The organism is Streptomyces sp. 4N509B, from assembly GCF_052245655.1.
GTDB lineage: Bacteria > Actinomycetota > Actinomycetes > Streptomycetales > Streptomycetaceae > Streptomyces.
Genome location: NZ_JBQQBZ010000028.1, coordinates 29,018 through 51,173, shown reverse-complemented (window position 1 = coordinate 51,173; position 22,156 = coordinate 29,018). Strand labels below are relative to the sequence as shown.

The 22,156-nt window shown below is 73.9% G+C and carries 19 protein-coding genes; 9 read left to right on the top strand and 10 right to left on the bottom strand.

The genetic code is table 11. The features are described from left to right. The first annotated feature begins 92 nt into the window (after positions 1-92). Positions 93-1,610, top strand: a complete 1,518-nt coding sequence (locus tag ACTWP5_RS23205; RefSeq protein WP_443223052.1) for an aldehyde dehydrogenase (NADP(+)) — start codon at positions 93-95, stop codon at positions 1,608-1,610. A gap of 59 nt (positions 1,611-1,669) precedes the next feature. On the opposite strand, the gene ACTWP5_RS23200 is transcribed toward ACTWP5_RS23205, so the two are convergent. From ACTWP5_RS23200 to ACTWP5_RS23185, 4 genes are read right to left on the bottom strand one after another with little or no spacing between them, the layout of a single operon-like run. Then, positions 1,670-2,692 (bottom strand): LacI family DNA-binding transcriptional regulator, encoded by a 1,023-nt coding sequence (locus ACTWP5_RS23200; RefSeq protein ID WP_443223004.1) that lies wholly within the window; start codon positions 2,690-2,692, stop codon positions 1,670-1,672. A 2-nt stretch (positions 2,693-2,694) separates the two neighbouring features. Next, positions 2,695-3,573 (bottom strand): carbohydrate ABC transporter permease, encoded by an 879-nt coding sequence (locus ACTWP5_RS23195; RefSeq protein WP_443223003.1) that lies wholly within the window; start codon positions 3,571-3,573, stop codon positions 2,695-2,697. After that, positions 3,570-4,487, bottom strand: a complete 918-nt coding sequence (locus ACTWP5_RS23190; RefSeq protein WP_443223002.1) for a carbohydrate ABC transporter permease — start codon at positions 4,485-4,487, stop codon at positions 3,570-3,572. Before ACTWP5_RS23190 ends, ACTWP5_RS23195 begins: the two co-directional genes overlap by 4 nt. Next, complete coding sequence (locus tag ACTWP5_RS23185) at positions 4,487-5,779, bottom strand: extracellular solute-binding protein (protein ID WP_443223001.1); 1,293 nt, start codon at positions 5,777-5,779, stop codon at positions 4,487-4,489. Before ACTWP5_RS23185 ends, ACTWP5_RS23190 begins: the two co-directional genes overlap by 1 nt. Positions 5,780-5,967: 188 nt before the next feature. On the opposite strand from ACTWP5_RS23185, the gene ACTWP5_RS23180 reads away from it, so the two are divergent. Together ACTWP5_RS23180 and ACTWP5_RS23175 are read left to right on the top strand one after the other, a co-directional pair. Then, the gene (locus ACTWP5_RS23180; protein ID WP_443223000.1) at positions 5,968-8,016 is read left to right on the top strand and encodes a beta-galactosidase; all 2,049 of its coding nucleotides are present in this window, start codon (positions 5,968-5,970) and stop codon (positions 8,014-8,016) included. 116 nt (positions 8,017-8,132) lie between these two features. Continuing rightward, positions 8,133-9,326 (top strand): glycoside hydrolase family 53 protein, encoded by a 1,194-nt coding sequence (locus ACTWP5_RS23175; protein ID WP_443222999.1) that lies wholly within the window; start codon positions 8,133-8,135, stop codon positions 9,324-9,326. Between the two features lie 48 nt (positions 9,327-9,374). On the opposite strand, the gene thpD is transcribed toward ACTWP5_RS23175, so the two are convergent. The 6 genes from thpD to ACTWP5_RS23145 form a co-directional block, all read right to left on the bottom strand. Beyond that, positions 9,375-10,274: an ectoine hydroxylase gene (gene thpD, locus ACTWP5_RS23170; protein ID WP_443222998.1), complete on the bottom strand. Its 900-nt coding sequence runs from the start codon at positions 10,272-10,274 to the stop codon at positions 9,375-9,377. 45 nt (positions 10,275-10,319) lie between these two features. Further along, a complete protein-coding gene (locus tag ACTWP5_RS23165) occupies positions 10,320-10,718 on the bottom strand; it encodes an ectoine synthase (protein ID WP_443222997.1) in 399 nt (132 codons plus the stop codon). A 78-nt stretch (positions 10,719-10,796) separates the two neighbouring features. Further along, a complete protein-coding gene (ectB, locus tag ACTWP5_RS23160) occupies positions 10,797-12,068 on the bottom strand; it encodes a diaminobutyrate--2-oxoglutarate transaminase (protein ID WP_443222996.1) in 1,272 nt (423 codons plus the stop codon). Between the two features lie 177 nt (positions 12,069-12,245). Then, positions 12,246-12,761: a diaminobutyrate acetyltransferase gene (gene ectA / locus ACTWP5_RS23155; RefSeq protein WP_443222995.1), complete on the bottom strand. Its 516-nt coding sequence runs from the start codon at positions 12,759-12,761 to the stop codon at positions 12,246-12,248. Positions 12,762-13,292: 531 nt separating this feature from the next. Continuing rightward, positions 13,293-14,069 carry a hypothetical protein gene (locus ACTWP5_RS23150; protein WP_443222994.1) on the bottom strand — a complete coding sequence of 259 codons (777 nt, stop codon included), beginning with the start codon at positions 14,067-14,069 and terminating at the stop codon, positions 13,293-13,295. Further along, on the bottom strand, positions 14,070-14,666 hold the full coding sequence (locus tag ACTWP5_RS23145) for a SigE family RNA polymerase sigma factor (protein WP_443222993.1): 597 nt from the start codon (positions 14,664-14,666) through the stop codon (positions 14,070-14,072). A gap of 125 nt (positions 14,667-14,791) precedes the next feature. Between ACTWP5_RS23145 and ACTWP5_RS23140 the strand changes: the two genes are divergently transcribed. The 6 genes from ACTWP5_RS23140 (at position 14,792) to ACTWP5_RS23115 (ending at position 22,083) form a co-directional block, all read left to right on the top strand. Further along, on the top strand, positions 14,792-15,892 hold the full coding sequence (locus tag ACTWP5_RS23140; protein ID WP_443222992.1) for an amidohydrolase family protein: 1,101 nt from the start codon (positions 14,792-14,794) through the stop codon (positions 15,890-15,892). A gap of 134 nt (positions 15,893-16,026) precedes the next feature. Then, complete coding sequence (locus ACTWP5_RS23135; RefSeq protein WP_443222991.1) at positions 16,027-17,187, top strand: alpha/beta hydrolase; 1,161 nt, start codon at positions 16,027-16,029, stop codon at positions 17,185-17,187. An 83-nt stretch (positions 17,188-17,270) separates the two neighbouring features. Continuing rightward, positions 17,271-18,854 carry a hypothetical protein gene (locus ACTWP5_RS23130; protein WP_443222990.1) on the top strand — a complete coding sequence of 528 codons (1,584 nt, stop codon included), beginning with the start codon at positions 17,271-17,273 and terminating at the stop codon, positions 18,852-18,854. Between the two features lie 152 nt (positions 18,855-19,006). Next, positions 19,007-20,605 (top strand): ABC-F family ATP-binding cassette domain-containing protein, encoded by a 1,599-nt coding sequence (locus ACTWP5_RS23125; protein ID WP_443222989.1) that lies wholly within the window; start codon positions 19,007-19,009, stop codon positions 20,603-20,605. 400 nt (positions 20,606-21,005) lie between these two features. After that, positions 21,006-21,230 carry a helix-turn-helix domain-containing protein gene (locus ACTWP5_RS23120; RefSeq protein ID WP_443222988.1) on the top strand — a complete coding sequence of 75 codons (225 nt, stop codon included), beginning with the start codon at positions 21,006-21,008 and terminating at the stop codon, positions 21,228-21,230. Between the two features lie 73 nt (positions 21,231-21,303). Continuing rightward, positions 21,304-22,083, top strand: a complete 780-nt coding sequence (locus ACTWP5_RS23115; RefSeq protein WP_443223051.1) for an enoyl-CoA hydratase/isomerase family protein — start codon at positions 21,304-21,306, stop codon at positions 22,081-22,083. Positions 22,084-22,156 lie beyond the last annotated feature (73 nt).

Here is a 22,156-nt window from a genome sequence, read left to right as displayed (position 1 = left end):
CGAGAGATTCACATACAGGGACATTGTTCAGAATCTCGAACGTCGACTATAGCGAACGCGGTCCCAGGAGGACGATTCCGGTGGCAAACGCAGTGTGGAGTGTGGACCCCCGCGACGGCGAGCGGCGCGAACAGGTCACCGTCGAGGCTACCGCCGCCGACGTGGACGCCGCGGTACGGGCCGCGCACGCCACCCGTCAGGCCCTCGCCGACCGCGGCACCCGCGTCGCACTGCTGCGCGCCGCCGCCGACGCGCTGGAGGCGGACGGCGAGCGGATCATCGCCACCGCCGACGCCGAGACGGCCCTCGGCGTCCCCCGTCTGACGGGCGAACTCGCCCGCACGACCGGTCAGCTGCGCGCCTTCGCCGACGAGGTCGCCGACGGCGGGTACCTCGACGTCATCATCGACCACGCCGACACCTCCCTCGCCCCGCCCCGCCCCGACCTGCGCCGGTACAAGATCCCCCTCGGCGTCGCCGCCGTCTACGGCGCCTCGAACTTCCCGCTCGCCTTCTCCACCCCCGGCGGCGACACCGCCAGCGCCCTGGCCGCCGGCTGCCCCGTCGTCGTCAAGGCCCACCCCGACCACCCCGCCACCTCCGAGCTGACCGGCGCCGCCCTGCGGCGGGCCGCCGCCTCGGTGGGCCTCGCCGAGGACGTCGTGGCCGTGGTCCACGGCTTCGAGGCCGGCATCGAGCTGATCAGGCACCCCCTGGTCGCGGCGGCCGGCTTCACCGGCTCGATCCGCGGCGGGCGCGCGCTGTTCGACGCCGCCGCCAGCCGGCCCACCCCGATCCCCTTCTACGGGGAGCTCGGCAGCCTCAACCCGGTCGTCGTCACGGAGGCCGCGGCCCGGGAGCGGGCGGCGGAGATCGGCGGCGGGCTCGCCGGCTCGATGACGCTGGGCGCCGGCCAGTTCTGCACCAAGCCGGGCCTGGTGCTCGTCCCGGCGGGCGACGGCGGCGACACCCTCGTCGACGCGCTCGCGAAGAAGGTCGGCGAGGCCGCCCCCGGCGTGTTGCTCGACTCCCGGATGCGCGAGGCGTTCCTCGCCGGGGCCCGCGCCCGCGCGGAGCTGCCGGGCGTCGAGACGCCCGTGACGGCGGGGGAGGGCGAGGCGAACACCGTCGCCGCCGGCTTCCTGACGGTGGCGGCCGAGCAGCTCGCCGCCGAGGGCGTCCACGACCTGCTGCTGGAGGAGTGCTTCGGCCCGGTCACCGTCGTGGTGCGCTACGCCGACACCGAGCAGGTCACCGCCGTGCTCTCCCGCCTGCCCGGCAACCTCACCGCGACGCTCCACCTCAGCCAGGAGGAGGGCGACGGCGACGGCGGGCAGGGCGCCCGGCTGGTCGCGGCGCTCACCCCACTGGCCGGACGGGTCCTGGTCAACGGCTGGCCCACCGGCGTCGCCGTCACGCACGCCCAACACCACGGCGGCCCGTACCCGGCCACCACCTCCACCTCGACCTCCGTCGGCACCACCGCGATCGAGCGCTGGCTGCGCCCGGTGGTCTACCAGGACACCCCGAACGCCCTGCTCCCCGAGGAACTGCGCGACGACAACCCGCTCGGCCTGCCCCGCCGCGTCGACGGCCGCCGCGAGGGCTGAACCGTCGCGAGGGCCGACCCCCTCGCGAGGACTGACAGCCGCACCGCCGCGAGCCGGCCTCAGGCCGACTCGCGGCGGACCAGGCTGGTGGGGAGGATCACCGCCGACGTCGGCTCGCCGCCGATGTCGGCCAGGAGGACCCGCACCATCTCCGCGCTGACCCGGTCCCAGGGCTGACGGATCGTCGTGAGCCCCGGGGCCGCCTCCACGGCCGCCGCCGAGTCGTCGAAGCCGCCGACGGCGACGTCGTCGGGCACGCGCCGCCCGGCGCGCTCCAGCGCCGTGAGGGCACCCCTGGCCATCAGGTCCGACGCGACGAACAGGGCGTCGAGGTCGGGTCGGCGCTCCAGCAGGCGCTGCGTGGCCGCCGCCCCGCTCGCCCGGCTGTAGTCGCCGGGGGCCACGAGGTCCTCGTCGGCGGCCAGCCCCGCGTCCGCCAGCACCTCCCGGTACCCGGCCAGCCGCTCCACGCCGCCCGGGGTGTCCAGCGGCCCCGTCACCATGCCGATCCGCCGCCGCCCGGCGCCCACCAGGTACCGCACCATCTCCCGCGCCCCGTCCCGGTCGTCGGCCGCGACGTGGGGCAACGGGCCGGGACCGCCGTCGGAGTCCATCGGCTTGCCGCAGAGCACGACGGGGATGCCGGCCCGCACCAGCTGGCCCGCGACCGGGTCGCCGGTGTGGCTGGAGACCAGCAGCACGCCGTCGACGTGCCCGGCCGTGACGTAGCGCGTGATGCGGCGCTGCTCGGCCCGGGTGCCGGCGATCATCAGCAGCAGCGGGATGTCGTGCGCGGCCAGCGCCGCCGTGCAGCCGCGCAGCAGCACGTTGAAGTTCGGGTCCTCGAAGAACTTCTCCTGCGGCTCGGTCAGCAGGAACGCCACCGAGCCCGAGCGGCCCGTGATCAGGCTGCGGGCGTGCCGGTTCACGACGTACCCGGTGCGGCGGATCGCGGCGTTGACCGCCTCGGCCGACTCGGGGGAGACGTACCGCCCGCCGTTGAGCACCCGGGAGACCGTGCCCCGGGAGACCCCGGCCTCCCGGGCGACGTCGTGGATGGTGGGCCGTCTGCGCCTGTTCACCCTTACGACTTTACGGCGCCCGTGAGCAGGTCCAGGCTCCAGAACCGCTGGATGAACAGGAACAACGCGATGAGGGGCAGCACCGCAAGCAGCGCGCCCGTGATCACCAGCGTGTAGAGCGCCGGCCGGTCGGCGCCCTGGTTGAGGAGGGTGTACAGGCCGAGCGTCAGCGGGAACTTCTCGTCGTCGCTGAGCATCACGAACGGCAGCAGGAAGTTGTTCCAGATCGCCACGAACTGGAAGAGGAAGATCGTCACCAGGCCCGGCAGCATCATCGGCAGCGCCAGGTTGGTGAAGATCCGCCACTCGCCCGAGCCGTCGATGCGCGCCGCCTCCACCACGTCCTCCGGCACGGCCGCGGCGGCGTAGATCCGCGCCAGGTAGATGCCGTAGGGGGAGAGGACCACCGGAAGCAGCACCGACAGGTGGCTGTCGGTGAGCTCCGCCTCGGCCAGCAGCAGGTACTGCGGCACCGCCAGGATCACCGGCGGCATCAGCACGCCGGCCAGCAGCCCGTTGAAGATCGTCTCCCGCCCGCGGAAGCGGTAGATCGCCAGGGCGTAGCCGCTGAGCGCCGAGACGGCGGTGGACAGCAGCGCGCCGACGCCGGAGTAGAGCACCGAGTTGACCATCCACCGCCAGTAGACGCCGTCGCGGTAGGCCGTCAGCTCGTCGAGGTTGTCGAGGAAGCCGCTGCCGGGGGCGAAGGTGAAGGTGGAGAAGAGCTCGTCGCCCGCCTTGGTGGCGGCCACCAGCACCCAGGCCACCGGCACCAGGCAGTAGACCGCGCCCAGCAGCAGCGCGGCCGTGGGCAGCAGCGCGATCCCGCGCCGCCGGCGCGGCCCCTGCCCGGCCGGCCGGGTCGTCGCCGCGGCGCTCACCGGGCACCTCCCCGCGCGCCGGAGCCCACCAGCCGCAGGAAGCCGAAGGAGAGCACCAGCGTCACCACGGCGATGACCACGGCCGTGGCGGCGGCGGAGTGGACGTCGGCGTTGCCGAACGCGTCCTGGTAGACCTTCATCAGCGGGCTCCAGCTGGTGGGAATGGAGTTGGTGAGCGGCTTCAGCGTCGTCGGCTCGCTGAAGACCTGGAGCGTGGCGATCACCGAGAAGAAGAAGGTGAGCACCAGCGAGGGCCGCACGATCGGGATCTTCAGCCGCAGCGCGATCTGGACCTGCGAGGCGCCGTCCAGCCGCGCCGCCTCGTAGATCTCGGCGGGGACGGCCCGCAGCGCCGTGTAGATGACGATCATGTTGAAGCCGGTGCCGCCCCAGACGGCGATGTTGGCGAGCGCCACGTAGAGCGGGCCGCCGTCGAGCAGGTCGGGTTGGGGCAGGCCGAACCGGTCGAGGGCGTGGTGGAGCGGGCTCACGCTCGGCAGGTAGAGGAAGCCCCACAACAGGGCGGCGATCACGCCGGGCACCGCGTAGGGCAGGAAGATCGCCAGGCGGGCGAAGCGGCGGCCCGCGACCCGGTCGGCGTCCAGCAGCAGCGCGAACAGCAGCGCGAGGCCCAGCATGGTGGGCACCACGATCAGGCCGTAGAGCCCGACGCGCAGCGTGCCGTCGAGGAGTTGGGGGTCGCTGAGCGCGTCGGTGTAGTTCGAAAGGCCCGCCCACACCTCCTGCCGGGCGCCGCTGCCGAGGCCGAGGCCCTGCACCTCGGTCCTGCGCAGGCTGAGGTAGAGGGCGTAGCCGATGGGCAGCGCGAAGAAGAGGGCGAAGAGCACGGCGGCCGGTACCAGGAAGAGGTACGGGGCGCGCCGCTGCGCCCCGTACGCCCGCCGGGCTGCCACTATTCGGCCACCTCGAAGCCGTGGTCGCGCAGGTCGGCGACGGTGGCCTGCTGCATCTCGGTCACGGCCTCGCCGAAGTCGGAGCGGTCCCTGGCGGCCTGGCCGAAGGCGTCGTTGAACGTGCTGTAGGCGACGTTGACGTTCGGGCCCCACGCGGCGGGCGCGGTGCCCTGGGCGACGGTGGCGGCCTGCTCGTAGAAGTCCGGCTGGTTGCTGAGGAACGCCGGGGGCTCGGTGAGGGCGTCGCCGGTCTGGGCGGCGGTCGCCGCCGGGTAGATGCCGTGCTCGATCAGGACGGCCAGGGCCTCGGGGTCGGTGTTCAGCCAGGTGGCGAACTCCGCGGCCTCCTCGGGGTGCTCGGAGTCGTTGGTCACGGCCGTCGTCGAGCCGCCCCAGCTGCCGGTCACGTTCGCGCCCTCCTCCCACTGCGGCAGCGGCGCCGCGGCCCACTGGCCGGCGGTGTCGGCGGCGGAGGAGGCCAGCACGCTGGGCGCCCACACCGCGCTCACCCAGGCGATCTGCTCGCCGGTGTTGAGGGCGCGGTTCCAGGCGGGGGTGTACATCGGCTTGTTGTCGATCGCGCCCTCGGCGACCAGGCCGCCCCAGAAGTCCGCGACCCGCTGGGTCGCCTCGTCGTCGATGGCGACCCGCCAGGTGGTGTCCTCGGTGGTCCACCACTGGGCCCCGGCCTGCTGGGCGAGCCCGGCGAAGAGGCCGGCGTCGTTGGCCGAGAAGGTGGTCAGGTACGCCTCGGGGGCGACGTCGCGCACCCGGCGGGCGGTGTCGGCGAACTCCTCCCACGTGGTGGGGACGTCGAGCTCGTACTCCTCGAAGAGGTCCTGGCGGTAGAAGAGCATCATCGGCCCGGAGTCCTGCGGCAGCGCGTACACCGCGTCGGTGCCGAGGGTGACCTGCTGCCACAGGCCGGCGGAGAAGTCGCCCTCGCTGTCGGAGACCTGGCCGGAGATGTCGGCGAGCACGTCGTTGCTGACGAGTGTCGGCAGCGCCTGGTACTCGGCCTGCATCAGGTCGGGGGCCTCGCCCGCCTCCGCGGCGGTGATCGTCCTGGTGACGAGCTCGTCACCGCCGGCCTGTTCCTTCACGGTGACCTGGATGTCGGGGTGGGTCTCGTTCCACAGCGCGGCGGCCTGCTCCAGGCCGGGGGCCCATCCCCAGTAGGTCAGTTCGACCGGCCCGCCGTCCTCGTCGGAGCTCTCGGAGGAGCCGCAGGCGGTGGCGGTCAGGGCGGCGAGCGCGACGGCGGCGCCCACCGCGACGGTGCGGTGGTTCATCGTGGTTCCTCCCGGCTGACGACGGTGGCTCGTCTGTGAGCGTTCACAGTAGAGAAACCATCCAGACCCCTGTCAACGGTTTGGACTGTGCCGTTATGTTGGGTCGTGTTGCCACTCTCAGGGCGTGCGAGAGTCTGTGCACGTTCACAGAGTCGGCCGGTCCATCGTCTTCCCGTAGGAGGAGCTCCATGTCGTACGCCGCGCCCAAGGACCTGGTCGGTCTCGCCTTCGGCGGCGACTACAACCCGGAACAGTGGCCCGAGGAGGTGTGGCACGAGGACGTCGCGCTGATGCGCGAGGCGGGCGTGAACCTCGTGAGCCTCGGGATCTTCTCCTGGGCCCGGCTGGAGCCGCGCGAGGGCGTGTTCGACTTCGGCTGGCTGGACCGGCTGATGGACCTGCTCCACGCCGGCGGCATCCGCGTCGACCTCGGCACCCCCACCGTCGTGCCCCCCGCGTGGTTCTACCGCGCCCACCCGGACGCCCTGCCCGTCAGCCGCGAGGGCGTGCGCTACGCCTTCGGCTCGCGCGGCGCCATCTGCCACAGCTCGCCGGCCTACCAGGAGGCCGCCGCCCGCGTCACCCGGGCGCTCGGCGAGCGCTACGGCCAGCACCCGGCCCTGGCCATGTGGCACGTCCACAACGAGTACGGCGTCCCGGTCCTGGAGTGCTACTGCGACACCTCCGCCGTCGCCTTCCGCCGCTGGCTCGCCGAGCGCCACGGCACCCTGGAGGCGCTCAACGCGGCGTGGGGCACCAGCTTCTGGGGCCAGACCTACGGCGACTGGGAGGAGATCACCCCACCCCGCGCCACCCCCACCGTCTGCAACCCCGCGCAGCGCCTGGACTTCGCCCGCTTCGCCAGCGACAGCGCGCTGGCCAACTTCCTGCGCGAACGCGAGCTGCTGCGCGAGCTGTCACCCGGCGTCCCGGTCACCACCAACTTCATGGTCTCGCCCACCCAGTGCGACACCATCGACTACTGGCGCTGGGGCCGCGAGGTGGACCTCGTCACCAACGACCACTACCTGGTGGCCGAGGAGAGCCGCAACCACGTGAACCTCTCCATGGCCGCCGACCTCTCCCGCGCCGTCGGCGGCGGCCGCCCCTGGCTGCTGCTGGAGCACTCCACCAGCGCCGTCAACTGGCAGCCGCGCGGCATCGCCAAGGCCCCGGGCGAGATGATCCGCAACAGCCTGGCCCACGTCGCCCGCGGCTCCGAGGGCGCGATGTTCTTCCAGTGGCGCGCCTCGCGCTTCGGCGCGGAGAAGTTCCACTCCGCGATGGTGCCGCACGCCGGCACCGACAGCCGGATCTGGCGCGAGGTCTGCGAGCTCGGCGCGCACCTGGCGGCGTTGGCCCCGCTGCGCGGCACCCGCACCGTCGCGGACGCCGCCGTCGTCTTCGACTGGCAGTCCTGGTGGGCGCAGCGGCTGGAGTGGCGCCCGAGCGAGGACCTCGACACCCGCGAGCGGGCCGAGGCGTTCTACGCAGCCCTCTTCGACCGCCACCTCACCGTCGACTTTTTGCCCCCGGACGCCGAGAACCTCGCCGACCACCCCCTCGTCGTGGTCCCCGCCCTCTACCTCGCGACGGCCGAGGCCGGCCGGAACCTGGCGCGCTACGTCGAGGGCGGCGGCACGCTGCTGGTCTCGTACTTCTCCGGCATCGTCGACGAGAACGACGCCGTCCACCCCGGGCCCCACCCCGGCGCCCTGCGGGACGTGCTGGGCCTGGTCGTCGAGGAGTTCCAGCCGCTGCGGGCCACGCAGCGCGTGCGGCTCGCACCCGCGCCGGGCACGGCGGCCGCCGGCCAGGAGCGCCCGGAGCTGGTGGGCGACGTCTGGGCCGAGACGGTGCTCACCGCCGGCGCCGAGACCGTGTGGCGCTACGCCGACGGACCGGCCGCCGGCGGACCCGCCGTGACCCGCCACCGGCACGGCGCGGGCACCGCCTGGTACCTCTCCACGCGGCTGGACGCCGGGCAGCTGGACGCCGTGCTCGCCGCCGCGGCGGCCGACGCCGGACTCGCCCCCCGGACGACGCTGCCGCGCGACGTCGAGGTGGTCCGGCGCGAGGGCGACGCCGGCCGCTTCCTCTTCGCCCTCAACCACACGGCGACCGACGCCAAGGTGCCGCTGCCGGGGGCCGGCACCGAACTGCTCACCGGCGAGCGCGCCGAGGGGGCGCTCGCCGTACCCGGAGGCGGCGTGCGGGTGGTCCACCTGGATGACTGACACGCCGCCGTCCCGCGCACCCGCCGACCCCCCCTCACACGCCCACGGACCCGCGCCACCCCACGGACCCGCACCCGCGGGTCCGCACCACCGGCACATCCCCCACACCGTCAGTCATGGAAGGGACGACCATGATCCAACGACGCTCCGTACTCCGCCTCGGCACGGCGGGGGCGCTGACCGCGCCCGCCGCGTTCGCGGCCCTCCCCGCCACCCCCGCCGCCGCGGCACCCACCCCGGCCCCGGCACCGCGCCAACGGCTGTCGGTCCGCGGCGTGGACCTCTCCTCCGTCACCAAGGCCGAGGACCTCGGCGCCGTCTTCCGCTACGCCGACGGCGCCGTCGGCGACCCGGTCGCCATCCTCCGAGAGGCGGGCGCCAACTGGGTCCGCCTGAAGGTCTGGGTCGACTCCGCCGACGGATACCACGGCCGCGAGCAGATCCTCGCGATGGCCCGCCGCGTCGCCGACCAGGGCATGAGCCTGCTGGTGGACTTCCACTACTCCGACACCTGGGCCGACCCGGGCAAGCAGTACAAGCCCGCCGCCTGGGCCTCGCTCAGCGGCGGCGCGCTCCAGGACGCGGTGGCCGACCACACCACCGACATCCTCGGCTCCCTGGCCGCCCAGGGCACCCCGGCCGCCATGGCGCAGATCGGCAACGAGACCAACGGCGGCATGCTCTGGCCCGACGGCTCCTACGAGAACTGGGACGCGCTGGCCGGCCTGCTCACCGCCGGCGCCCAGGCGGCGCGCGCCGCCTCGCCGAACACCAGGATCGCGCTCCACCTGGCCGAGGGCGGCGACAACGGCGGCACCCGCTGGTGGTTCGACAACGCGACCTCCCGCGGCGTCCCGTTCGACGTCATCGCCCTGTCCTTCTACGGCTACTGGCACGGCACCCTGGGCGACCTCCAGGCGAACCTCAACGACGTCGCCGCCCGCTACGGCCGCGACGTGGTCGTCGCCGAGACCGCCTACCCCTTCCGGCTCGGCAGCGACGACGGCCACACGGACATCATCGGCGAGCCGTCGCAGCTGGTCGCGGGCTACCCCGCCACCCCCGAGGGCCAGGCCGCCTGGCTGGAGGACATCTGCTCGGTCGTCGCCGCCGTCCCGAACGGCCGCGGCCTCGGCGTCTTCTACTGGGAGCCGGCCTGGACCGCCACCCCGGGCAACGGCTGGGACGAGACCGACCCGTCCTCGGGCAACGGCTGGGAGAACCAGGCGTGGTTCGACTACGACGACCGCGCCCTGCCCGGCATGCGCTGGCCGGGCACCGCCAGGCGGCGGCGCCCGGCCACGCGGTGAGTCGGGGCCCTCGGGCTTCCCGCGCTTCCCGTCGCCTCCCGGCGCCCGTCAGCGCACCGGCGTGAAGTCCCGTGCCCCGATGAAGCCGGGGCGCGGGACCGGCGCCGCGAACGGCTCGACCGCGGCGTTGTCCACGCTGTTGAAGACGACGAAGACGTTGCTGCGCGGGTAGGGCGTGATGTTGTCGCCCGAGCCGTGCATGCAGTTGCAGTCGAACCAGGTCGCCGAGCCCGCCCGGCCGGTGAAGAGCCGGATGCCGTGGTCGCCGGCCAGGCGGGTCAGCGCCTCGTTCGACGGCGTGCCCGCCTCCTGCATCCGCAGCGACTGCTTGTAGTTGTCCTTCGGCGTCTCGCCGGCGCAGCCCAGGAACGTCCGGTGCGAGCCCGGCATGATCATCAGCCCGCCGTTGGTGTCGTGGTTGCGGGTCAGCGCGATCGACACCGACACCGCCCGCATCCGCGGCAGCCCGTCCTCCGCGTGCCAGGTCTCGAAGTCGGAGTGCCAGTAGAAGCCACTCGCGCCGAAGCCCGGCTTGACGTTGATGCGGCTCTGGTGGACGTAGACGTCCGAGCCGAGGATCTGCCGCGCCACGTCGACCACCCGGGGGTCGCGCACGAGGCCCGCGAAGGTCTCGCTGAGCTTGTGCACCTCGAAGACGGAGCGGATCTCCTGCGACTTCGGTTCGATGATCGCCCGCTCGTCGGAGCGGACGGCCGGGTCGGCGACGAGCCGGTCGAGTTCGGCGCGGTAGACCGCCACCTCCTCGTCGGTGAGCAGCTGCTCGACGGCGAGGAAGCCGTCACGGTCGAAGTCGGTCAGCTCCCCGGCACCGAGCGGCCCGGGTGCGCCGGGCTCGGACCACACGACGGGGTCCTGGCGCGGGGTGATCGCCTCCACCGTCCCACGGGTGGGGTAGAGGTCGGCGGTGCGCTCGGGTGCGGTGGTCATGGATGCTCCCTTCCTTGCTGTTGTGCTGTCGTCTGTCGTCCGCTGCTACGACGCCTCCGTGAGCAGGGGGTAGACGCCGTCGTCGTCGTGGTCCTCCCGGCCGGTCAGGGCCGGGTTGAAGACACACAGGGCGCGGAAGTCGGTCCTCGGGCGCAGCGTGTGCTTCTCGTGGCCGTCCAGCAGGTACATGGTTCCCGGCACGATGAAGTGTTTCTCGCCGGTCTCGTCGTTGGTGAGCTCGGCCTCGCCCTCGACGCAGAAGACGGCCTCCACGTGGTGGGCGTACCACATCGAGGTCTCCGTGCCCGCGTAGAGCACCGTCTCGTGGAGGGAGAACCCGACGTTCTCCTTGGCCAGGATGACGCGCTTGCTGCGCCAGGTCCCGGAGGCCGAGTGCACGTCCCGGTCGGTGCCCTCGATGTCGCTGATCGATCGGACGATCACGTTCCTGTACTTCCTTCCTACGGTCTGCTCGACGGGTTGCCGTCGGGGCTTCGGTCTTCGGCGGGGCCTCAGCGGGCTTCAGCGGTCGGTGTCGCGGACGGCGCGGGTCAGCACGCGCAGGCCCTCGTCCAGTTCCTCGGGGGTGATGGTCAGGGCCGGCAGGAGCTTGACGACCTCGCTCTGCGGCCCGGAGGTCTCCAGCAGCAGTCCCAGCTCGAAGGCGCGCCGGCACACGGCCTCGGCGCGCTCGCGGTCGGCGAACTCCACGCCCCAGACCAGCCCGCGGCCCCGGTAGCTGGCCCCGGCGTGGGCGTGCTCGGCCACCAGGGCGCGCAGCGCCGCCTCGACCTGCTCGCCGCGGGAGATGGTCTGCTTCTCCGTCTGGTCGTCGGTCCAGTACGTGTCGAGCGCGGCGGCGGCGGTGACGAACGCCGGGTTGTGGCCGCGGAACGTGCCGTTGTGCTCGCCCGGCTCCCAGACGTCGAGCTCGGGCCGGAAGAGCGTCAACGCCATCGGCAGGCCGTAGCCGCTGATGGACTTCGAGACCGTGATGACGTCCGGCACGATGCCCGCCTCCTCGAAGGAGAAGAACGCGCCGGTGCGGCCGCAGCCCATCTGGATGTCGTCGACGATGAGCAGCATGTCGTGGCGGCGGCACAGGTCGGCGAGGCCGCGCAGCCACTCGGGTCGGGCGACGTTGATGCCGCCCTCGCCCTGCACCGTCTCGACGATGGCGGCGGCCGGGGTGTTCAGACCCGAGCCGGCGTCCTCCAGCAGGCGTTCGAACCACATGAAGTCGGGTGTCTGCCCGTCGAGGTAGTCGTCGAACGGCATCGGCGTGCCGTGCACCAGCGGGATGCCGGCGCCGGCCCGCTTGAAGGCGTTGCCCGTGATGGCCAGCGCCCCGAGCGACATGCCGTGGAAGGCGTTGGTGAAGGAGACGATCGACTCCCTGCCCTTGACCTTGCGGGCGAGCTTCAGCGCCGCCTCGACGGAGTTCGCGCCGGTGGGGCCCGGGAACATCACCTTGTGGTCCAGGCCGCGCGGGCGCAGGACCAGGTCGCGGAAGGTCTCCAGGAAGGCCCGCTTGGCGGTGGTGTGCATGTCGAGGCCGTGGGTGATGCCGTCGCGCTCGAGGTAGTCCAGCAGGGCCCGTTTGAGGACGGGGTTGTTGTGGCCGTAGTTCAGGCTGCCGGCCCCGGCGAAGAAGTCCAGGTAGGTGTGGCCGTCCTCGTCGTAGAGGTAGCTGCCCTGCGCACGGTCGAAGAGGGTGGGCCAGCCACGGCAGTAGCTGCGCACCTCCGACTCCACGGCCTCGAAGACGCTCAGGTCGGGCTGGGTGATCGTCACAGCGGTCTCCAGGGGATCAGTACCGGGCGGTGCCCGGCGTGTGGGTGAACGGCGTACGTGTCCACGGCATGGGGCGGTATGGCATGGGGCGGGCGTGGCGCGCGGCCACGGTGGCTGGGGCGGCGGGAGAGGGCGGGGGCACGTCTGCTGCGCTCCGTCGGCACATGGCGGGTTCGCTCAGGGGCGGCCGGCGCCGATCGGCCCGATCCGGTAGAGGACCTCGGGCTCGTGGCCGTCCTCGGGGAAGGAGGCCGCCTCGAACAGCACCTCGTGGGCCACCGCGGCCCCGTGTCGCTCGGCGAAGGAGGTGAACAGCCGCTGGGAGGCGGCGTTGTCCGGCGTGATCGTCGTCTCGACGAGGTGGATTCCCAGGCGGTCGCGGACCCGCAGGGTCAGGGCGTCGAGCATCGCGGCGGCCAGTCCCCTGCCGCGGTAGTCCTGGTCGACGGCGACCTGCCAGACGAGCAGGGTGCGGGGGTCCGCCGGACGGGTGTAGCCGGTGACGAAGCCGACCGGCGTCCGGGCCGCCGTGTCCGCGGCGCGGGCCACGATGGAGGTGGCGGCGTAGTCGCGGCACCACAGGAGATAGCTGTAGGACGAGTTCAGGTCCAGCGTCCTGGAGTCGCGGGCAATCCTCCAAAGGTCGGCGCCGTCCTCGAGGCGCGGGCTGTCGAGGATCACCCCCTGGGACATTTCCAGGACATCACTTTCGGCACGTGCATGGTCTGCTTGTGCGGGGGTCATGCGGATCGAATTTACCGAGCAATGGTCGAGATCGCATCGTGGGGAGGGGTTTCCAACGTGGGGGGTGCCGTGTTATCGCGCGCGCGGAGGGCGCGCGAGGGGGCAGCGAAAACCACTGATATGTACGTTAGTTACCGTACAAAACGGGCGTCCGTGGAAGGTTTGTTTCAGCTTTGTAACGAAGATGAGGTGCTTGTGCACGTTGCCGTCACGTCGCGGGCATCACACGAATGGCCCCGTTTAAGGATCGAGATAATGGGCAGAAGAGGCCCGTTATCTCTCTCCCATAAAACCCGGGAAACACCTGGTGAATACTGGTCGGATTCTGTCGTCGTCGCAATGCGGGAGGACCCGCGTCACCCGGTCGCTTTCACGCCGGAAGGGGCGGCGAGGCGATATGGGGAACGATCGCGGAGGGTCCGGTCGCGGATGGGCTGTGCGCGAGGGGGTGTCCGGAGGGTGAGGCGGCGCCCGGGAGGGTCAGGCGAAGCCGCCGTGCGTCGACACCTCTCCGCCCGGCCCGTTCCCCCGCACGAGGTAGCTGTCGCCGTCCGCCTCGCGCGGCCCGCCGTCGTGGTCGTACTGCCCGGCGAAGACGTGCTCGCCCGGCGGGATCTCGGCACCCTCGCGCAGCTCCCACCGGAAGACCAGCTCGTCGCCCTCGTCCTCCATGGTCAGCTCGAAGTCGTCGCTGGGCAGCGTCCGCCAGGCGCCCGTGGCCCGCACCCCCTCGCCCATGGCGACGCGCAGTTCGAGCGTGAACGAGGTGAGCGTCCGGGGGACGGCGACCGTGACATTGCTCTGCGACCAGTACGGGTTGCTGCCCGGGTCGACCACGCCGGAGGCCGTCACGGCGCCTCCCGCCTGGCCCGAACCCCCGGAGTCCGCCGAGCCGTCCGGCCCGGTCGCCGCGTCCGACGGCTGCCCCGCCGGCCCGTCCTGCCCGCCGCTCCCCGCGCCCTCCCGGTCGGGGTGGCTGCCTCCCGCCGGCCCCACGCCGGCCTGCGGCGGCGTCTCGGCGGTGGTCCAGGCGACGGCCGCCGACGCGACGCCGAGGGTCACGGCGAGCGCCACCACGGCGCCGGCCACCCGCGCCCACGCCGGCGGCGCGAGCGGGCGCCCGGCGCGGGCCAGCCTCGGGTGGCCCTCGGCCTGGCGCATGCCCCGCTCCACGCGCGCCAGCATCCGCTCCCGGTCCGGCTGGTGGGCCGCGGCGGCAGCACGCAGCGCCACGGGGGCGTCGCACCGGTCCGACATTCAACTACTCCGTTCCACTGGCCCGGTCCGCAGCACCCGGAGGGACTCCGGGGCGCCACTCCGCTTGCCCGGCGGCGCGGGCGCCGGAAGCTGGGGCTCGGACTGGGTCAGAAGTCGCTCCAACTCGGCGATACCGCGCGAGGTCTGACTCTTCACGGTACCCACCGAAATGCCGAGCGCGCGGGCGGTCTCGCGCTCGGAGAGGTCGAAGGCGTGGCGCAACACCACGCAGGCGCGCTTGCGGTACGGCAGGCGGTCCAGCGCGGCACGCACGTCGAGCACGGCGGGCACGTCGGGGCCCTCCGCGTGCTCGCCGTGCCGCGACCAGAACAGCGCGACGCGGCGACGCTCCCGCGTTCTGCTGCGGATGCGGGATCGGGCGAGATTGGCGACCACGCCGCGCGCGTAGGCCAGGGGATGGTGAGCGGAGCTCACCCGGTCCCACTGGTGCCAGATCGCGAGAAGCGCGTCGGCCGCGAGGTCGTCGGCGCTCTCCGCCCCGTCGGAGCCGCCCAGCAACAGATGGGCAAGGCGGGACAGTTCGGCGTGGTGCTGCTCGAAGAAGGCGTGGAAGTCTTGGGTGGTGGGGGTGCCCACGCCGGCCTCCTGGGTCTGCGGCTCGGAGACTCGTCGAATCCGTTCGACGGGTCGTTCGTTGTTCGTCCAACCGTTCAAACCCCCAACGAGTCTGGAGACTAGCAGGGGATCAGTACGCTGCCGAGATGAACGACCAAGCCGTCCTGCACATTCGCGGTCGCGTGGTGACCGGCCCACGCCCCGTGGCGGACGAACGGGAGGAGTTGTGGGTGGTCGGCGGCAGGATCAGCCTGACGTGCCCGCCCGGCGCCCGCGACGTCGCCACCGTCACCGGCTGGACCCTGCCCGGCCTCGTCGACGCCCACTGCCACGTCGGTCTCGACGCGCGGGGCGCGGTCGACGAGGCCACCACCGAACGGCAGGCCCTCACCGACCGGGACGCCGGCGCGCTGCTGCTGCGCGACGCGGGCTCCCCGGCCGACACCCGCTGGGTCGACGAGCGCGAGGAGCTGCCACGGCTGGTCAGGGCGGGCCGTCACATCGCCCGCACCCGGCGGTACATCCGCGGCTACGCCCACGAGGTCGAGCCGGCCGACCTCGCGGCGTACGCGCGCCGTGAGGCGCGTCGCTCCGACGGCTGGGTGAAGCTCGTCGGCGACTGGATCGACCGCGACCTCGGCGACCTCGCCCCCTGCTGGCCACGCGACGCCGCGGCCGAGGCCATCGCCGCCGCCCACGCCGAAGGCGCCAGGGTCACGGCCCACTGCTTCGCCGAGGACTCGCTGCGCGACCTGGTGGAGGCGGGGATCGACTGCGTCGAGCACGCCACCGGCCTCACGCAGGAGACCATCCCGCTCCTCGCCGAGCGCGGCGTGGCCATCGTTCCCACCCTCGTCAACATCGCCACCTTCCCGCGCCTGGCCGACGGCGGCCAGGCGCGTTACCCGCGCTGGGCGGACCACATGCGCCGGCTGCACGCCCGCCGCCACGACACCGTCCGCGCGGCGTACGACGCCGGCATCCCGATCTACGCCGGCACCGACGCCGGCGGCTCGCTGCCCCACGGGCTGCTCGCCCGGGAGGTCGCCGAGCTGGTGGCCGCGGGCATTCCGGCGACCGACGCCCTGGCCGCCGCCACCTGGCGCGCCCGCGCCTGGCTCGGACACCCGGGGATCGCCGAGGGCGCCCCCGCCGACCTGGTCGTCTACCCCGAGGACCCGCGCCGGGACGTGCGGGTGCTGGCCCACCCCCGGCGCGTCGTGCTGCGCGGCCGCGTCGTCGCATAGCGGCAGCGGCAGCGGCAGCGGTACAGCCGCGTCCGCCGCCCGGGGCGGGACCGCGCGGCCCGTCCGGCGCAGGGCCGCACCCCACCGACCCCGGCCAACTCGCCGGATGGGCGTCAGCCGTTCATCCTTGACACATGCGTCGGCGCACCGCGGCGGCCATGGCCCCCCCCACCCCCCTGCTTGTCACGGGCGTGGCCACAGCCGCCGCGAGCCGGTGGGCCAGGACCAGACAGCCCGGCGGCCGCCCGCCACCGCCGCGCCCCGCCGGCTTCGCCGCGGCGCGGGTGACCGTGCACGCCACAGCCGCCGGACGGGTCACCCTCAGCCGGACCCTCGACTCGCTCAGGCCCGGCACCTTCGGGATCGGCTCGGCCACCGTCCACGCGGTCGTCGGGCCCGTGCTCGACCTGCCCACCGAGCCCGACACCGTGGTCCGCCGCCTGGAACGTGTCAGCCACGGCACGCTCCTGCCCGGGGCCACCCTCGCCCTGACCCCGCAGCTGTACGACGGCGACCCGCGCACCGCGCTGGGCATCGACCACACCGAGGTGGAGATCACCGACGAGCACGGCGCGCTGCCCGCCTGGCTCGTGCCCGGCGCCCGCGACACGTGGGTCATCGCCCTCCACGGCCTGGGGGCCACCCGCGAGCACGCCCTCAACCTGGTGCCGTTCCTCCACCGCCAGCGCGTGCCGGTGCTGCTGCCCGCCCACCCGGGTGAGGACGCCGCCCCCCGCGCCCGGCGGCGCGGCCCGTTCCGGAGCGCGTCGGGCGCGACGGGCGCGACGGGGCGGCACGAGGTCTGGCGCGACGCGGACGCCGCGCTGCGCTACGCCGTGCGTCACGGCGCCCGCCGCGTCGTCCTCCACGGCTGGTCCGCCGGCGGCGTCACGGCCCTGCGGACCGCCGTCGACTCCCCGCTGCGCGGACGCGTCAGCGGCGTCGTCCTCGACTCCCCGGTCCTCAACCCGGTCGCGACGGCACGGGCGCTGGCCGCCGAGCGCGGCGTGCCCCGGCCCCTGGCCCTCCTGGCCCGGCGAGCGCCGGGCGCCCCCCGGCTCCCCGACCCCCCCGGGGACCTGACCACCGGAGTCCCCGGGCCCACGCCCGTCCTCGTCTTCCACGGCCCCGGCGACACCGTCGCGCCGTTCGACGCCTCCCGGGCGCTCGCGGCCCGGTACCCCGAGCGCGTCGTCCTGCACACCGTCGGCCACGCCCAGCACGCCGCGATGTGGAACGCCGACCCCCGGGCCTACGAGGAGACGCTGCGCCGCTTCCTCACACCGCTCATGTGAGCCGCTGTGCGGGGAGTTTGGGCTTTCGAGGCCCAAGGCGTGAAACTGCTCACGTGACGTCCCGATCTCCGCGTGAGCCCCGGTTGCGACTCGTCCCCCAGGTGCCGTCCCCCCGCGCCTCCACCCGCCGCCCGGCACCCGCCCGCCGGGCCCCCACACCCCCCGTCGGAGTCCCGCCCCGCGCGCGGCTCGCGGCGCAGGCCCGAGCCCAGCTGGCCGAGGCGGTGCGGCTCGCGCACTGGGCCCACCGCGCCGGCCGTTCCCCTGAGGCGGACGGCGGCCGGCAGGCCGCGGCCGACCTCGGCCTGACCGTGAGCCAGGTGCGCGAGCACTTCAGCCGGGCCCGCCTTGCCGGCCTCGTGGAGTACGACGTCGAGGCGGGCGAGGGCGCCACGGAGCCGGCCGACGCCGGCGCGGTCCGCGCCGGCTGGCGGCTGCGCGCCTGGGAACGGGACGACTCCGCGGCGCTGCGTGGCTGGGTGGCGCTCTTCGACGCCTGGTCGCTGGCGCGCCCCGCGCCCTCCGACGCCGACCCGGGAGCGGTGGCCGACGTCGTGGCCGCCGTGCCGCAGCTGCTGTCGGTGATGCGCCTGTCGGACGGCCCCGTGACCGCGGCGGGGCTCGTCGGCCTGCTGCGGCAGCGCATCGGCGAGCTGCGCGCCGAGCGTCCCCGGGAGGCGCGGCAGCCGCTCGCGCCCGGTTTGGAGGCCCCCGCGTCCGGGGCCGCGGGAGAGCCCGCGCCGTCCGCCGGACCCGCGAAACCCGCTGAGCCCGCGCCGCTCGCCGAGTCCGCCGAGCTCGCCGAATCCGCGGGGCAGGGCGCCATAGGCCCACGGCGCCCGGCAGCCGCCCGCGAGGCGGCGCCGCGGGACCCGGAGGCCGGGGCCGGCGGAACGGCGGGCGCGGAGACCGACGAGGCCGAGCTCGTGCGGCTGCTCGGCTGGGCGCTGGACGCCCTCGCCGCCGTCGGCGCCCTCACCCTGCACGCCAGGAGCGCCCACCCCGTGCGGGCCCGGCTGACGGAGCTGGGCGGCTGGGCGGTGTGGACCAAGCTGGAGCACATCTGCATCGCGGCCCAGAGCCCCGCTGGCAACATCGAACAGTCCGCCGTGGACATGCTGCGCGGCTGCGCCACCCTCACGCCGGGCCCCGCCCGCGCCGAGTACCGCGCCTGGCTGGCGGCCAGGACCACCGAGCCCGCCGTCGCCGAGCTGCTCGACGCCGCGCGCGGCGAGGACGCGCTCATCCGCGGCCTCGCCTTCGAGGCGCTGCGCGTCGTCGGAGCCCCCGCGAGGAGCGCCGTGCGCGCCGTCGCCGACGAGCCGCTGCTGCGGCCGTACGCCCTGCTGTGGCTCGCCGAGCACGACGAGGGGGACCCGCGGGCCGACCCCGAGGACTCCCTCGCCGTGCTCAGCAGGGAGGAGGCCACCTGGCTGTGGGTGGACACCGCCTCCGCGGCCCAGGAGCACGGCGCGGAGCGGGCGCTGCTCGACCACCTCGACTCCGCCCACCAGCCGTCCGTCGCCGAACTGGTGGACGACATCCGCGCGTGTGGCCATCCCCGCACCGTGCAGGTGCTGCTGGGGCTGGCCGCCGCCCACCCGGACCCGGCCCTCGCCAAACGCATCAGGCGAGCCGCCTTCCAGGTCCACACCGGCGGCAGCTGACGGGCCCGTGACGGCCCGGCTCCGCGCCGGGAAACGGGTTGCGCCGCGTCGTTAGAATGGCCGGCATGGACATTCTGCTCCTCGTGCATTAGCGGACGCGCCCGCATCCCCCGCCCGTACGTCCGTCTTCCCGTGTTGCCTGGAGACCGTCCATGATCACCGCCAGTGGCGTCGAGCTGCGCGCCGGAGCCCGCGTCCTCATCGAGTCCGCCACCTTCCGCATCGCCCAGGGCGACCGCATCGGCCTCGTCGGCCGCAACGGCGCCGGCAAGACCACCCTGACCAAGTGCCTGGCCGGCGAGGGCATCCCCGCCGCCGGCACCATCACCCGCGGCGGCGAGGTCGGATACCTCCCGCAGGACCCGCGCACCGGCGACCTCGACGTCCTGGCGCGGGACCGCATCCTCGCCGCCCGCGGCCTCGACGCCGTGCTGAGCGGCATGCGGCAGGCCGAGGACCGCATGGCCAGCGGCCAGCCCGAGGCCCGCGAGCGCGCCATGCGCCGGTACGAGCGCCTGGAGACCGAGTTCCTCACCAAGGGCGGGTACGCGGCGGAGGCGGAGGCCGCCACCATCGCCGCCAGCCTCGGGCTGCCCGACCGGGTCCTCGGCCAGCCCCTGCACACCCTCTCCGGCGGCCAGCGCCGCCGCGTGGAGCTGGCGCGGATCCTCTTCTCCGACGCCGACGTGCTGCTGCTGGACGAGCCGACCAACCACCTCGACGCCGACTCGATCGTCTGGCTGCGGGACTTCCTGAAGACCTACCGCGGCGGCCTCGTGGTGATCTCCCACGACGTCGCGCTGATCGAGACGGTCGTCAACAAGGTCTTCTACCTCGACGCCAACCGGGCCTGCGTCGACCAGTACGCCATGGGCTGGCGGCAGTACCAGGTGCAGCGCGAGGCCGACGAGCGCCGCCGCCGTCGCGAACGCGCCAACGCCGAGAAGAAGGCCGCCGCGCTGAACGCCCAGGCGGACAAGATGCGCGCCAAGGCCACCAAGGCCGTCGCGGCGCAGAACATGGCCCGCCGCGCCGAGCGCCTGCTCGCCGGCCTCGAGGCCGAGCGCCAGCAGGACAGGGTCGCCCGGCTCCGCTTCCCCGACCCGGCGCCCTGCGGCAGGACGCCGCTGACCGCGGAGGGCCTGTCGAAGTCCTACGGCTCGTTGGAGATCTTCGCCGACGTCTCGCTCGCCATCGACAAGGGCTCGCGCGTCGTCATCCTCGGCCTCAACGGCGCGGGCAAGACCACGCTGCTGCGGCTCCTGGCCGGCATGGAGAAGCCGGACACCGGACAGGTCACCCCGGGCCACGGCCTGAAGCTCGGGTACTACGCCCAGGAGCACGAGACCCTCGACCCGGACCGCACGGTGCTGGAGAACATGCGCTCCGCCGCCCCGGGCGAGGACCTGGCGAACCTCCGGAAGATCCTCGGCTCGTTCCTGTTCTCGGGCGACGACGTGGACAAGCCCGCCGGCGTGCTCTCCGGCGGCGAGAAGACCCGCCTGGCCCTCGCGACGCTGGTGTCGTCCTCGGCCAACGTGCTGTTGCTGGACGAGCCGACGAACAACCTCGACCCGGCCAGCCGCGAGGAGATCCTGGGGGCGCTGCGCACGTTCACGGGCGCCGTCGTCCTCGTCACCCACGACGAGGGCGCGGTGGACGCCCTCCAGCCCGAGCGCATCATCCTGCTCCCCGACGGGGTGGAGGACCTGTGGAGCCAGGACTACGCCGACCTCGTCGCGCTGGCCTGACGCCGCCCGACGGGGCCCGACACGCGTCGGCGGGCGCCCGACCCGACCCCGGCCACGCCCCGGGCGGGTCGGGTGTCCTCGGGCATTCGGCGGAAGGGTTGTCCGTCATCTGTGTGACACCGCCCTCGTACATCGGCGTGTCGCCCAGCGCGCGTCCAGGACCGCCCCACCCCACGGCGCCGCGCCCGCCCCACACCGCGCACGACGGTCTGACCAGGGCTTTCGCCCGCGCGGGGCGTCCGTACCCCGGCGCAGTGGCCCTGCTGCCCGCGCGCCGCGCGAGCCCGCTCGAGCGTGGCGCGATCGGCTTGTCCTACGGACCTGGAGCGAATGGGTGGCCAGGAAACCGGATAGGGGTGATCATGAGAGACCAGAGCGCACTTCCCACGAGGAGGCACGGGTGGCCGAGACTCTGAAGAAGGGCAGCCGGGTGACCGGCGCCGCGCGCGAGAAGCTCGCGGCAGACCTGAAGCGGAAATACGACGCGGGGGAGAGCATCCGCGCGCTGGCCGAGGAGACCGGCCGGTCGTACGGGTTCGTCCATCGCATGCTGACCGAGTCGGGTGTGGTGTTGCGTGGTCGCGGTGGCGCGACGCGCGGCAGGAAGCCCACGCCGGCACCCTGACCAATCCGCCCACCGGGCGCGTTATCCTGCGGCGACTCGTATACCGTTGGGTAACTTAATGACCGGAGGGCCGATGAACCTGCTGGAGAGTGACGGCGTGCGCGTCGTCGTCCACGACGCCGTGGCGACCGTCACGCTCACCGTTCCCGAGCGGCGCAACGCCCAGACCCCCGCCATGTGGCGCAGCCTCGCCGAGACCGGCCGGCTGCTCCCCGGCGACGTCCGCGTCGTCGTTCTCCGCGGCGAGGGCCGTTCGTTCTCCGCCGGGATCGACCGTCGTGCGCTGACCCCCGAAGGGCTCGACGACGGATTCTCCCTGCTGAAGCTGGCCCGTCAGACCGACACGGAGCTCGACGCGGCCATCGCCGGGGCCCAGGAGGCGTTCACCTGGTGGCGACGGCCTGACCTGGTGACGATCGCCGCCGTGCAGGGCCACGCCATCGGTGCCGGCTTCCAGCTCGCTCTCGCCTGCGACCTGCGGGTGTGCGCCGACGACGCGGAGTTCGCCATGCGCGAGACCTCGCTCGGCCTCGTGCCCGACCTCACCGGCACGCATCCCCTGGTGGCGTTGGTCGGGTACGGGCGTGCGGTGGAGATCTGCGCGACGGGGCGGGCGGTGCGCGCGGCCGAGGCGGAGCGGATCGGCCTGGCCAACCTCGTCGTGCCGCGCCAGGACCTCGACGCCGCCGTGGCCGACCTCGTGGCGGCCCTGCTGGCGGCGCCCAGGGACGCCGTGATCGAGACGAAGACGCTGCTGCGCTCGGCCACCACCCAGGACTACGACGCCCAGCGTGCCGCCGAGCGGGCCGCCCAGGCGCGTCGCCTCAGGGACCTCGCCCACCTCGGCGAGTGACCCCGCGAAGCGGGGCGCCGCCACACGGGCGCCGCACCCACGGGGTGGTCCGGCCGGCGTGCCGGGGCCGCCG